This is a genomic window from Saccharopolyspora taberi (genome assembly GCF_039534165.1).
GTDB lineage: Bacteria > Actinomycetota > Actinomycetes > Mycobacteriales > Pseudonocardiaceae > Saccharopolyspora_D > Saccharopolyspora_D taberi.
The window spans coordinates 19,024-31,529 of record NZ_BAAAUX010000028.1 but is presented as its reverse complement, the minus strand read 5'-3'; the positions used below and the strand labels follow the sequence as shown (position 1 = coordinate 31,529).

Genomic DNA, 12,506 nt, shown 5'->3' with positions numbered 1-12,506 from the left:
ACCGGCGGCTCGGTCGGCGCGCCCGTCCACGGCAGCCGGAAGGCGCGGTAGGACGGCATGCCGTCGCCGAACTCGCCGTGGAGGACGACCTTGCCCTCGGCGTCGAACTCGGTGAAGTGCGACTGCGAGCCCCAGCCCACGAAGTGGTGGCCGCCGGGCAGGACCTGGTGGCTGGACTGGCTGGTGCTGGTGGTCCCGTTCGGGTGCGGGAACGCCTTGACCAGGCCCACCTTGCGCGCCTGCTCGTCGACCGAGAGCACCAGCGCGCGGGAGGCGGGCCCCGGCTTGTCGGAGGCGTTGTCGAACAGGGTCAGCGAGCCGTCCGGCTGCCAGCGGGCGTCGTGCTGGCGGGCGAACGCGGCCTCCGGCGCCACCTGGAAGTCGCTGCGGGTGCCGCCCATCCGCCACTCGACGTTGCCGGTCTCGCGGTCGACCTGGTAAAGCGCGTCGGTGTGCCGGGCCGAGATCAGCAGGTCGCCGTCGGCGGTCTCCTGGACCGAGTTCAGGTGGATGTAGTCGAACGGCTTGCCCTCCGGCGGCGCGACCGTGGACTCCTCCACGCCGATGTGCTGGAGGCTGCGCCACTCGAACAGCACCTTGCCGCTGGCGATGTCGATCTCCTGCACCACGCCCTCGACGACCGGGCGGTCCAGCTGGACGGTGTTGTAGGCCATCAGCAGCGCGGTGCCGCGCGCCGTGATGACCATCTCGTGCAGGTCGGCGTCCAGGTTGTTGCCCATCCGGACGGTGGCGATCTGCCGGTAGGACTGGTCGAGGATCACGTACTCGCCCTGCCCGTAACCCGGCTGCGGACGCCCCTGCCACCAGGTCAGCACCGGTTTGCCCTGGTACTGCTGGGTTTTGAAGTCCATGCTGAACGACCCCACGCCGTCGCCGACCGGCATCGACCACACCGGACTCCCGGTGTCGTCGACCACCATCGGTCCGCCCTGCGCGCCCTTGCCGTACGGCGCGAGGAAGACGTACCCGGGCTCGGTGCCGTCGGCCGGGGTCTTGATGTCGACCACGGGCGGGGTCAGGTCCGGCCTGGTCACGAAGTGGTTCGGCCGCGGAGGTGCCCCACCGGTGCCGGTGTCGCCCATGAAGTTCTCGGCGGAGCCGGGCACCGCGAAGCCCAGCAGCAGCGACAGCGTCGCCAGCGCCACGGCAGGCCCGGAGGCCAGCCTCTTCCACCGCAAGTCACTGGACCGTTGCATGCATCCGCTCCGTCCACCCGAAGATCACGCGCCACACCCAATCAGGTGTCGAACGGCCTCGAACAGACGATTGCGAGAAGTTTCCACGTTCCTTCGCGCGGGACCTCCGTGGGCACTACGCACATTGCGGCCAACGGGCGATTGTGCACCCTGTTCGTCCACAGTGGACATCGGCGTGAGCCGGTTCATATCCCCAGGCAGGAACAGGTCGCGGCGGTCTACTGTTGATGACTTCCGGGAGCCGCCATCGATCGCCGCGTTCCTGAATCGTTTTCCCGGCACGCGGGCGCCGCCTGCCCGGACCGGGAGGCGAGAAACCGATTCCGGCACGTCGAGTCAGGGAGACTCTCTTGCCCGTTGCACTGTTGGCACTGGCCATCGCAGCTTTCGGCATCGGAACGACCGAGTTCGTCATGATGGGGCTGCTGCCAGAAGTGGCCTCGAACCTGCACGTGTCGATCCCCGACGCGGGCGGGTACATCTCGCTCTACGCGATCGGTGTGGTCGTCGGCGCTCCGCTGCTGACCATCGCGGGGCTCCGCGCCCGCCGCAAGACCATGCTCCTGAGCATGCTCGTGCTGTTCACCGTCGGGAACCTGCTCTCGGCGCTGGCACCGACCCACGGGCTGCTGCTCGCGGCCCGGTTCGTCGCCGGCCTGCCGCACGGCGCGTTCTTCGGCATCGGCGCGGTCGTCGCGGCGAGCCTGGTGGACCGCGACAAGCGGGGGCAGGCGATCTCGATGATGTTCATCGGGCTCACCGTCGCCAACATCGTCGGGGTGCCGGTGGGCACCCTGCTCGGCCAGGCGATGGGCTGGCGCTGGACGTTCGGCCTGGTCGCGCTGATCGGCGTGGTCGCCCTCGCGGCGGTTGCCGCGCTGGTGCCGCTCCAGCCCAAGCCGACCGACGTGAGCCTGCGCGGTGAGCTGCGGGCGTTCCGCCGCCCGCAGGTGTGGCTGGCCTTCGCCATCGTGGTGTTCGGCTTCGCCGCGACCTTCTCCTTCTACAGCTACATCAAGCCGGTGCTGACCGACATCACCGGCTACACCCCGACGGCGGTCACGGCGCTGCTCGCGCTGTTCGGCGTGGGCATGACGGTGGGCACCGCGGTCGGCGGCAGGCTGGCCGACAAGGCGCCGATGCGCACCCTGTACGTGTTCCTGACCAGCCTGGCGGTTGCGCTGCTGCTGTTCGTGTTCACCTCGCAGAACATGGTGCTGGCGGCGGTCAACGTGTTCGTCATCGGCGCCGTCGGGTTCGCCGCCATCCCCAGCATCCAGGCGCGGATCCTGGACCAGGCCAAGGAGGCCCCGGCGCTGGGTTCGGCGAGCATCCAGTCCACGTTCAACATCGCCAACTCGCTGGGCGCCTACCTCGGCGGCCTGGTCATCGCGGGCGGCTTCGGCCTGGTCTCGCCCAGCTGGGTCGGCGCGCTGCTCGCGCTGGTCGGGCTCGGGTTCGCCGTGCTCTCCGGCGTGCTTGACCGCAGGCCGCGGCGGGCGGATACGGTCGTGACGTCCCGTGCGCAGCAGGTCGCGGTGAGCGAGGTCTCCGGCTAGCTCGGCCCCGGCAGGCGTGTTGTGATGGGCGTCCTGGCCCTCTCCCGGTAATGCACTCCCGACCCCTCGGAGGAAGACCACCAATGACTCAGGTTCCCAACATCACCCTCAACACCGGCGCGGAGATGCCCCAGCTCGGGTTCGGCGTCTTCCAGGTCCCGGCCGACGAGGTGGTGGAGCCGGTGCTGACCGCGATCGAGGCCGGTTACCGCAGCATCGACACCGCGGCGGTGTACGGCAACGAGGAGGGCGTCGGCAAGGCCATCGCCGAGGCTCCCGTGGCGCGCGAGGACCTGTTCGTCACCACCAAGCTGTGGAACGACCGGCAGGGCTACGACAGCACGCTGCGCGCGTTCGACGAGAGCCTGACCAAGCTGGGCCTGGACTACGTCGACCTGTACCTGATCCACTGGCCGTCCCCCGGGCAGGACCTGTTCGTCGAGACCTGGAAGGCGTTCGAGAAGCTGCACGCGGATGGCCGCGCCAAGGCGATCGGCGTGTCCAACTTCCAGATCCCGCACCTGCGCAGGCTGTCCGAGGAGACCGAAGTGGTGCCGGCGGTCAACCAGATCGAGCTGCACCCGAACCTGCCGCAGTCCAACCTGCGCGCGTTCCACTCCGAGCACGGCATCGCGACCGAGGCGTGGAGCCCGCTGGGCCAGGGCAAGGGGCTGCTCGACGACGCGACCCTGGGCTCGCTGGCCGAGAAGTACGGCAAGAGCCCGGCGCAGATCGCGCTGCGCTGGAGCATCCAGCAGGGCAACGTGGTCATCCCGAAGTCGGTGACGCCGTCCCGCGTGCGGGAGAACATCGAGGTCTTCGACTTCGAGCTGGCCGACGACGACGTGGCCGAGATCAACTCGCTGGAGACCGGTGTCCGGGTCGGACCCGACCCGGATGTCTTCGGCGCGTGAGTTTCTTTTTGCGGAAGGGGCACCGGTCCGCCGGTGCCCCTTTTTTCGTGCGCCGCTTCAGGCCACTTTGACCTGGGGGGTCAGGCCCTGCAGGACGTTGCTGCCGGAGCGCAGGGACATGACCTGGCTGCGGGTGGCGATCCACTTCGGGAACCGCCCGATGCGCTGCAGCGGCGTGCTGCGCTGGGCCGACGTCAGCGCGGCGGTGCGCGACACCTTCACCGCGCGCGGCCTGCGCTCCTGCTCGTAGGTGCGCAGCAGCGGTTCCGGGTCGGCGGCCACACCGTCCACATTGGGCAGCAGCAGCGACAGCAGCCAGGCGTCCTCCAGCGTCTGGTTCGCCGCCTGCGCCACCGCCGGGGGCATCGCGTGCACCGCGTCGCCCAGCAGCGTGCTGCGCGGGCCGCCCCACACCCGCGGCACCTGGTGCCGGATGTGCGGGAAGAAGCCGAGGTCGTCGTCGGTGATCGAGGCCAGCAGGTCCTCCACCGGGTCGGGCCAGCCGCGGAAGACCTCGCGCAGGTCGGCCACCGACAGCTCAGCGGCGCCCTCCCGCCACGGCGTGTCGAACCACCAGTGCAGCAGGCCGTCCCCGGCGGGGATGAGCCCGCAGTGCGCGTTGCGCCCGGCGATGTTGAGCGTGGTGGAACCCTGCGCGACCGGCAGGTCGCTGCGGGTGAGCCCCTGCCAGCTCGCCCAGCCGGTCAGCTTCGCGGGCGGTCCGCCGAGCACCGAGCGGCGGACCTGCGAGCGCTGCCCGTCCGCGCCGACCACCAGGTCGCCGATGACGTGGCCGCCGTCGGCGAAGGTCACCACGACGCCGTCGGTGAACTCGGTGACGCCGGTACATCGACGGCCGAAGTGCAGGACGTCGGCGGGCAGGCTCTCGGCGAGCTTGGCGATCAGCGTGCGGCGCGGGACCTCCACCGTCGGTGCGCCGAGCCGTTCGGTGACCTCCCCGAGGTCGGCCTCCCAGAGCAGCCTGCCGCTGTCGGTGAGCGAGCGCAGGCCGTGCAGCTGCCTGCCGACGCCTTCGAGGGAGATGCCGAGGCCGCGCAGCGCGGCCGTGCCGTTGCTCCACACCGTCACCGCGGCCCCACCGTCGCGCAGCGCGTCGGCGTGCTCGAAGACGTGCACCTCGTGGCCTTGATCGATCAGTCCGTTGGCTACCGCGAGTCCTCCGATACCTGCTCCGACCACGAGAACCCGCATCGTCTCCATCCATTCGCCGACGGTGCTGTCGCAGCGATTTTATCGAGTCGACCGGATGGCCCGGTTTGTCCTTCGTCACAGCTGGTGAGCGTTGCCGCAACGTTGCCCGATCGTTGAACCGGCGAGCCGGGCGTTCCCGCCGGGGTGACTACCTTCGGGGGCATGAGCCCCCGCGTCGCACCGCCGTACCGCGCCGACCACGTCGGCAGCCTGCTCCGACCCGAATCCCTGCTCAACGCCCGGTCCGAGTTCGAGGCGGGCAGGCTGACCGCCGCCGAGCTGCGCGCGGCGGAGGACGCGGCGATCAGCGACGTGGTCGCGATGCAGGAGGACGTGGGGCTCACGGGCGCCACCGACGGCGAGTTCCGGCGCTCGTCCTGGCACATGGACTTCCTGTACGCCCTCGAAGGCGTCCACCCGGCGGCGGACTCGGAGCTGACCGTCCAGTTCCACAACGCCGACGGCGAGGTCGAGTTCACCACCCCCGACCTGCGGGTCGACGACCGGATCCGGCTCGGCGAGCCGATCTTCGCCGACCACTTCACCGCGCTGGCGCAGCGCGTCCGCACCGCCACGCCGAAGCTGACCATCCCCTCGCCCGGCATGCTGCACTTCCGCGGCGGCCGGGCGGCCATCGACGAGACCGTCTACCCGGATCTGGAGGTGTTCCGCTCCGACCTCGCCGCCGCCTACCGCGCGCACATCCGCGCGATGGCCGACCTGGGCTGCCACTACCTCCAGCTCGACGACACCAGCCTCGCCTACCTCAACGACCCCAGGCAGCGCGAGCGGCTGGCCGCCCGCGGGGACGACGCCGAGCACGAGCACGAGCGGACCATCCGGCTGATCAACTCCGCGCTGGAGGGCCGCCCGGACACGCTGTCGGTCACCACCCACCTGTGCCGCGGCAACTACCGCTCGTCCTGGGCGGCCGAGGGCGGCTACGACTTCGTGGCCGAGGCGCTGTTCAACGAACTGGACGTGGACGGGTTCTTCCTGGAGTTCGACGACGCCCGCTCCGGCGGGTTCGCGCCGCTGCGCTTCGTGCCGAAGGGCAAGGCGGTGGTGCTCGGCCTGGTCACGACCAAGAGCGGCGAGCTGGAGTCCAAGGACGACCTCAAGCGCCGCATCGACGAAGCCGCCCGCTACCTCGACCTCGACCAGCTCTGCCTGTCGCCGCAGTGCGGTTTCGCCTCCACGCGGGAGGGCAACGCCCTGAGCTACGAGCAGCAGGTGGCCAAGCTCCGGCTGGTGGTCGAGACCGCGACCGAGGTGTGGGGCTGACGAGCTGGTCCGCAGCCGGGGCGATCGCCGCGGCTGGGATGTGGGCGGGGGTGGCTCAGGCTGCGGATTCGAGGAACCGGCCGGCGATCAGCCCCGGTTCCTCGGCGCCGTCGAAGCGGACCCACAGCACGGGGCCGTCGAAGACGTCCGGCAGTCCGGTGGCGGTCTCCACCACCGTCCCGACCTGATCACGAAACCGGCCGAACGAAGCGCGCACCCGCGCGCCGGGTTCAAACGGACTCGATGACTGCTCCATGGGGGTGGACGTTACGTGTCCTCCGGGCGATCCGGGAAACCGCGTCCGAGTGACGTTGCTATCGGCCTTCTGAGCTGCGTTTTTCATACCCCGGCAAGGCGGAATTAAGTCGATGGTGTGATGCAAGCCGACGTGAGTGACATCACCCGGGGTGACGAAGGCCGGGCGGACGGCGGCCGGTCGCGAGCGCCGGAGGTCGCCGGATCGGGGCGATAGCATGGGCGGATGCCCGCCCCACGCTCCCGCAGGCGCTAGCCGTGCGCACGATCAAGCGGTCCGGCGAGACCGAGATCGAGATCAAGAAGTCCCGCTTCCTGTGCGCGCTGGCGCGGGTGCGCTCCGAGGCCGAGGCCCGCGAGTTCGTCCAGTCCCGGCGCAAGCTGCACCACGACGCCCGGCACCACTGCTCGGCGTTCGTCCTCGGCGACCGCGGCGAGATCCAGAAGTCCAGCGACGACGGCGAGCCCGCGGGCACCGCGGGCGTCCCGATGCTGGAGGTGCTGCGCCGCAACGAGATCACCAACGCGGTCGCGGTCGTCACCCGCTACTTCGGCGGCGTCCTGCTCGGCGCGGGCGGCCTGGTGCGCGCCTACGCCGGAGCCGTGTCGGCCGGCCTCGACCACGTCGGCCTCGTCGAGCGCATGCCGGTGCGGATCGTCTCCACCACCGTGGACCACGCCCAGGCCGGGAAGCTGGAGAACGACCTGCGCTCCTCCGGCCACCAGGTCACCGACGTCGCCTACGGGGAGAAGGTCCGCTTCGACATCGGCGTCGGCGAGACCCGGGTCGCCGAGTTCGAGACGTGGCTCGCCGAGATCACCGGCGGGACCGCCACGATCAGCCTCGGCTCGCTCACCCACGCGGAGATCGACGTCTAGGGCAATTCACGCTTTCGGATCAACATTTCCGCATTTACCGCCGAACAGAGCAGTTCTGCCTGTGATCAGATGCACGGAGCAATCCGGGGAAAGCGGATTCGGAACCGCGGCCGGATTGACTAGCGTCCGAACTCGCTGATCAGACGACTGTTCTGGGGATGTGCGTGAGTCAGCCCTTCATCGTGCGCGAGGCTTGCCGATTCCGGCGGACTTTGCAGCGGCCGGAAGATCTGGTCGCCACGTTCCGCGGTACCGGCGTGCACCTGGAATGCGTGTCGGACCCGCCGGCGATACCGGTCATCGACATCGACGGCGTCCCCTGGCTGCCGGTGTTCTCCGACCTCGCCCACCTGGCCGCGTTCCTGCTCGGACGCGGGGAGGCGGGCAGCCCGGCCGAACACCTGCTGATCAGCGGCGGCCGGTTGCTCGACCTGTACCTGCCGGGAATGCCCGCGGGCACCACCGTGATCCTCGATCCGCTCCAGCCGCACGCGGTCGTGCTCCCGCCGCTGACCGGGATCGTGCCCGAATCGATCGCGATCGATCGCGATCTCCCGGGAGGGCCTGCTCGGCCGACCGTGGAACTGTCGCCGTACGAAAGACCTGTCGAACGCACCTGGGGAGGGGTGCTCTGAGTGGGAAATCCGGGATTCAACGTCGATCTCGAAGCGCTGAAGCAGGCGTCCGACGGGGTCGGTGAAGCGATCGGCGCGCTGGAGGCGGAGCTTCCGTGGCCGATGAAGCAGATGGGAAATGACGGCGAAGGCGTCGCCATGATGAATCTCGACGAGGGGCGATCCGGTTCCGCCGCCGTCTCCGAATCCCTCAACGAGTTCTGCCGCCGCTGGAACTACGGGGTCAAGTTCATGGTCGAGGAAGGTGCGTCGGTGTCGGCGGCCTTGTCCGACACCCGTTCCGACTACGAGAAGCTGGAAGCGGGAGTCACGGATCTGTTCAAGCAGACCCTGGTCTCGCTCCTCGGGGCGCCGAACGCGGACCTGAAGCAGGCGGGCCGGGAATCGTTCGCGCAGCTCGGCGTGGACGCGGCACCGGACCCGATGAAGCAGGGCCTTTCGGAAGGGTTCAACGAGCTGGGCGCGGACACGAAGGTGAAGCCCTGATGGCGCCGGACCCGAAGACCGTCGTCCCCGGCGATGTCGCGGCCATCGACGAGACCGTCACGACCATGACCAGGCTCGCGGCCGCGTTCGAGAAGTCCGGCCAGGCGTTCAAACGTATAAACGCCAGCGGGTGGACCGGTCCGACCGCCGACGCGTTCCGCGAGTACTTCCAGCAGGAACCGCCGAAGTGGCTGCGCGCGGCCGACGCGTTCGAGGAGGGCGGCAGCGCCCTGCGCCGGTACCGGGACGTGCTGGCCTGGGCCCAGGACCAGGCGGAACAGGCGTGCGCGGAGATCGAGCGCGCGGAACGGGCGACCGAGCAGGCAGCGGCGCGGCACGACGCCGCGGCGAGCCCGGAGCCGTTCCGGGATCCCGGTGCGGACGCCCGCGACCGGGCCATGTCCAAGCTCGCGGACGCGACCAAGCAGGTGGACCAGGCCGCGCGGCAGGCTGCGGCGGCATTGCGGTCGGCGGCCGAGAAAGCCCCGCCGGAACCCGGCATGCTCACCGTCCTCGGCAGTTCGGCCTGGGATTCGCTGGAGAACCTCGGTGAAACGGTGGGCAACTTCTGGAAGGGCAGCGTCGACGGCACGCTGAGCCTGATCCAGCAGCTGCGCGACGTGACCCCGTTCGACCCGTACAATCTGACCCACCCCGACGAGTACGTCGGCCGGATCGGCGAGAAGGTGTCCGGTCTGCTCAGCCTCGGGAAGTCGTTCGTCACCGACCCCGCGGGCACCACCTCGGCGCTGGCCAACGCCGGGATCACCAGCTTCACCCAGGACCCCGCCGGTTTCGTCGGCAAGCTCATGCCCGAGGCCGCGCTCGGCCTCGCGACCGGAGGCGGCTCCACCACGGGCGGCATCCTCCGGCATCTCGGCGGCGATCTCCCCGACCTCGGCAAGGTGGCGGGCAAGATCGATCCGCCGAAGCCCGAGAAACCGATGACCCCGTGGGGCGACGGGGACGTGCCGATCCAGCCGTCGAGCCGATCGCTTCCCGAGCCGCCCGGACCACAGCCGCCGAGCCGACCGCTTCCCGAGCCTGGCCCGCAGCCGCCGCGCCCCGACGTGCCGGAGCCGTCGCACAAGCCCGACGACGAGCCGCGACCGACGTATCAGCGCCAGGCCCCGCACGAGCGCTTCGCCGACGACCTGGACCCGTGGGAGGACATCGAGGGCGACAACCGCCCGACGACGCGGGAGGCTCCGGAGCCGCCCGCCCAGCACCAGGACACCCCGGAGGCACATCGGGACGAGCCGTCGGATCCGGCACCTGCACGGGCGCCTGAAGAACCCCGGCACGAGCTTGCCGATGACGACCGGCAGGCGTACCGCGAGCGCGTCGAAGCACGTGCGGGAGGCGATTTCGACGACCTCGTGGGCAAGCTCCGGGCGGAACATCCCGAACTCTCGCACCTGGACGACGAGAAGGCGATGGGCCTGCGGCGCTATGTCGGCGAGGATGCGAACACCCTGAACCACGTCCTGCGAGAGGGGGACGCCATGGACCAGGACTACATGCGTCCCGACGTCAACGTGCTGCGCAGCGCCCTGGACGAGATGCCGCACGTCGACACCAAGGACGTCCCGAGGGCGTACCGGGACATCGGCCTCAGCGAGAGGGAACTGGCTCAGGTGCTGGAGCGCTACCGCCCCGGCGAGGCGGTGGAGGAGCCGGCCTTCACTTCGGCTTCCAAGGACATCCCACCGGACCATTTCAGGGAGCACGGCTCGGACAGACCGCACAAAGTCCGGTTCATCATCGATGATCCCCAGCACGCTCGGGACATCGAGGCCACGAACCCCAAGGAACGCGAGGTGTTGTGGCAGGACCACAACCGCTTCTTGGTGCAGGACCTCCAAGAGGTCGGCGACATGTTGTACATCGTCATGCGGGACCTAGGACAAAGGAGCTGAAATGACCCCGGAAGAGCGCTCCGCGCTGATCCGCAAGTACATCCCCAAGCGGGAGGACCTCAGCCCCGAGGTGCGAGCGAACACCGAGGAAGCACTGCGCTACACCGAGGAGAAGATCGCCCGGGGCGAGGTGCTGGAGTCCTGGAGCAAGGACAACTTCCCCATCGGGCTCGACAAGAACCTCGAGCCCTACCCCCTCACCGACCCCGACGAAACGCAGCGCTGACGCCGGAAAGCCCTAACCCGACCGGAAGATCCGGTCCAGGTGGTAGTCGATGACGTCGACGGCCTCCGCGCCGGTGCGGCGGCCGAGCAGGACGCTCGCGGCGAGGCCGTCGGGGACGGCCAGCAGCAGCTCCGCCTCCAGGGCGGGGTCGGTCCCCGGGGCGAGGTCGCCGGCGCGCTCGGCGGTGCGCAGGGTGTCGACGAACAGCTCGACGAGTTTGGGCCAGGTCTTGGCGTAGATGCTGCGCAGTCGCGGGCTGTTGAGGGCGCGCAGCAGGAACGCGATGTGGACCAGCAGGGCCGAGCGGGCTTCGTCGGAGACCGGGAGCATCTCGATCAGGACCGTGCGCAGCACCTTGCGGGGCGTGGGGCCCGCTTCGGCGCGCAGGATTTCCTCGATCCGGTCGCTGACCTTGTCGGCGGCGTGGCCCGCCGCGTGGACGAGCATGTCCTCCTTGCTCTTGAAGTAGTGCTGGACCGCGCCCATCGACACGCCCGCGTGGGCGGCCACGTCTCGCAGGTTGACCGCTTCCATGCCCTCGCGGCTGACGATGTCGATCAGCGCCTCGGCGATCTGCCGCCGCCGCGCCTGGTGATCCACCCGTTTCGGCACACGCACCCTTTCCAATGCAATTGCATTGCCAAGCCCGCCGACCCTCGTTACCATGCACTTGCATGGTAACCGTGAGTAGCGCTCTCGGTCCGGCCACTCATCGAATCACTGGGGATCCCATGACCAAGCCACACCCCCCGAGCGCGGGCGGTGGACGCATCAGCGCCCTCGACGTCATCCGCGGCGTCGCCATCATGGGCACGCTCGGCACCAACATCTGGCTGTTCACCAACCCGGACGGCCCGGCGGGCCTGTTCACCCCGACCGAGAACGTCGAGGCGTTCCTCCGCTTCCTGGCCAACGGCAAGTTCCTCGCCCTGCTCACGCTGATGTTCGGCGTCGGCCTGGAACTCCAGTACCGCTCGGCGCGGCGGCGCGGGCAGCGCTGGCCCGGCTGGTACCTGTGGCGCGCCGCGCTGCTGTTCACCGAGGGTCTGCTGCACTTCGTGCTGATCTTCGAGTACGACGTCCTGATGAGCTACGCGGTGACGTCGATGCTGGTCGCCTACCTCGTCGGCCGCAGCGACCGGGCGGTGCGGGCCTGGATGATCGCGATGGGCAGCCTGCACGTCGTGTTCATCGGTCTGGTCACGCTCGCCCTGCTCGGCGGCAGGGCCTCCCCCGGCCCCGGCGGCAGCACGACCCTGTTCACCGAGGGCAGCTACCTGGACCAGGTCGCGGCCCGGCTCGACGGCGCGTTCGGCTACCGGCTGGAGGCGATCTTCGTCATCCCGATGTCGGTCGTGCTGTTCCTGCTCGGCTCGCGGCTGATGCGGGCAGGCGTGTTCACCGGCGACCTCCACGGCCGCCGCCTGCGGAACCGGCTGATGCTGTTCGGGTTCGGCCTCGGCGTGCCGCTGAACCTGGTGACCACCTTCGCCGGTCCCGGTTGGTTCATGGTGGACCGCTACATCCTGCCGCCGGTCGTCGCGCTCGGCCTGCTCGGGCTGATCCCGGCCGTGGTGCACGCGCTGCGGCCCGATCCCGGTCTGCTCCGCCGGGGTCTGACCAACGTCGGCCGGACCCCCTTGTCCTGCTACGTCTTCCAGAACCTCGTCGCCGCGATCCTCTGCTACGGCTGGGGATTCGGACTCGCGGCCACATTGGACAGTGCCCGTCCGTGGTGGGTCCTCGGCGCGTGGGCGGGCATCTGCCTGGCGTTCATGGTGCTGGCGTCGCTGTGGTTGCGGCGGTTCGACCGCGGTCCGCTGGAGCTGGTGTGGCACTGGGCTTACCAAGCACCGCAACGGAAAACACGCGCATCAGCTCGTCCTGCGCCGGAGTCCCCGGTGCTGCGGTGAACATCGC

At 69.7% G+C, this 12,506-nt stretch carries 12 protein-coding genes; 9 read left to right on the top strand and 3 right to left on the bottom strand.

Translation table 11 applies throughout. From position 1 onward, the window contains the following. Positions 1-1,217, bottom strand: a 1,217-nt coding sequence (locus tag ABD691_RS28805) for an arylsulfotransferase family protein (RefSeq protein ID WP_344685068.1), incomplete at its 3' end; no start/stop codon positions are given. A gap of 350 nt (positions 1,218-1,567) precedes the next feature. Here ABD691_RS28805 and ABD691_RS28800 point away from each other — a divergent pair. Both ABD691_RS28800 and ABD691_RS28795 read left to right on the top strand, forming a co-directional pair. Continuing rightward, positions 1,568-2,776 (top strand): MFS transporter, encoded by a 1,209-nt coding sequence (locus ABD691_RS28800; protein ID WP_344685067.1) that lies wholly within the window; start codon positions 1,568-1,570, stop codon positions 2,774-2,776. Between the two features lie 83 nt (positions 2,777-2,859). Then, positions 2,860-3,690, top strand: coding sequence for an aldo/keto reductase (locus tag ABD691_RS28795; protein WP_344685065.1), 831 nt, complete (start codon positions 2,860-2,862; stop codon positions 3,688-3,690). A gap of 57 nt (positions 3,691-3,747) precedes the next feature. On the opposite strand, the gene ABD691_RS28790 is transcribed toward ABD691_RS28795, so the two are convergent. Continuing rightward, positions 3,748-4,902: an FAD-dependent oxidoreductase gene (locus tag ABD691_RS28790; RefSeq protein ID WP_344685063.1), complete on the bottom strand. Its 1,155-nt coding sequence runs from the start codon at positions 4,900-4,902 to the stop codon at positions 3,748-3,750. Between the two features lie 162 nt (positions 4,903-5,064). Between ABD691_RS28790 and ABD691_RS28785 the strand changes: the two genes are divergently transcribed. The 6 genes from ABD691_RS28785 (at position 5,065) to ABD691_RS28760 (ending at position 10,586) form a co-directional block, all read left to right on the top strand. Continuing rightward, positions 5,065-6,186, top strand: a complete 1,122-nt coding sequence (locus ABD691_RS28785; protein ID WP_344685061.1) for a 5-methyltetrahydropteroyltriglutamate--homocysteine S-methyltransferase — start codon at positions 5,065-5,067, stop codon at positions 6,184-6,186. Between the two features lie 513 nt (positions 6,187-6,699). Further along, positions 6,700-7,320, top strand: a complete 621-nt coding sequence (locus ABD691_RS28780) for a YigZ family protein (RefSeq protein ID WP_344685059.1) — start codon at positions 6,700-6,702, stop codon at positions 7,318-7,320. A 164-nt stretch (positions 7,321-7,484) separates the two neighbouring features. After that, positions 7,485-7,955 carry a hypothetical protein gene (locus ABD691_RS28775; RefSeq protein ID WP_344685057.1) on the top strand — a complete coding sequence of 157 codons (471 nt, stop codon included), beginning with the start codon at positions 7,485-7,487 and terminating at the stop codon, positions 7,953-7,955. Next, on the top strand, positions 7,956-8,441 hold the full coding sequence (locus ABD691_RS28770) for a hypothetical protein (RefSeq protein WP_344685055.1): 486 nt from the start codon (positions 7,956-7,958) through the stop codon (positions 8,439-8,441). Beyond that, entirely contained in the window at positions 8,441-10,360 is a 1,920-nt protein-coding gene (locus ABD691_RS28765; RefSeq protein ID WP_344685053.1) for a putative T7SS-secreted protein, read from the top strand. Before ABD691_RS28770 ends, ABD691_RS28765 begins: the two co-directional genes overlap by 1 nt. A 1-nt stretch (position 10,361) precedes the next feature. Next, positions 10,362-10,586 carry a hypothetical protein gene (locus ABD691_RS28760; protein WP_344685052.1) on the top strand — a complete coding sequence of 75 codons (225 nt, stop codon included), beginning with the start codon at positions 10,362-10,364 and terminating at the stop codon, positions 10,584-10,586. 12 nt (positions 10,587-10,598) lie between these two features. Here the strand turns inward: ABD691_RS28760 and ABD691_RS28755 are convergent, their stop codons facing one another. Beyond that, a complete protein-coding gene (locus tag ABD691_RS28755) occupies positions 10,599-11,204 on the bottom strand; it encodes a TetR/AcrR family transcriptional regulator (RefSeq protein ID WP_344685050.1) in 606 nt (201 codons plus the stop codon). A gap of 113 nt (positions 11,205-11,317) precedes the next feature. Here ABD691_RS28755 and ABD691_RS28750 point away from each other — a divergent pair, with 113 nt between their 5' ends. After that, entirely contained in the window at positions 11,318-12,499 is a 1,182-nt protein-coding gene (locus ABD691_RS28750; protein ID WP_344685048.1) for a DUF418 domain-containing protein, read from the top strand. Positions 12,500-12,506 lie beyond the last annotated feature (7 nt).

Bases quoted from the DNA above. Each gene is read 5' to 3' on its own strand.
- ABD691_RS28795 (WP_344685065.1), top strand. From the start codon at position 2,860: ATGACTCAGGTTCCCAACATCACCCTCAACACCGGCGCGGAGATGCCC.
- ABD691_RS28790 (WP_344685063.1), bottom strand. From the start codon at position 4,902: ATGCGGGTTCTCGTGGTCGGAGCAGGTATCGGAGGACTCGCGGTAGCC.
- ABD691_RS28785 (WP_344685061.1), top strand. From the start codon at position 5,065: ATGAGCCCCCGCGTCGCACCGCCGTACCGCGCCGACCACGTCGGCAGC.
- ABD691_RS28765 (WP_344685053.1), top strand. From the start codon at position 8,441: ATGGCGCCGGACCCGAAGACCGTCGTCCCCGGCGATGTCGCGGCCATC.
- ABD691_RS28760 (WP_344685052.1), top strand. From the start codon at position 10,362: ATGACCCCGGAAGAGCGCTCCGCGCTGATCCGCAAGTACATCCCCAAG.
- ABD691_RS28750 (WP_344685048.1), top strand. From the start codon at position 11,318: ATGACCAAGCCACACCCCCCGAGCGCGGGCGGTGGACGCATCAGCGCC.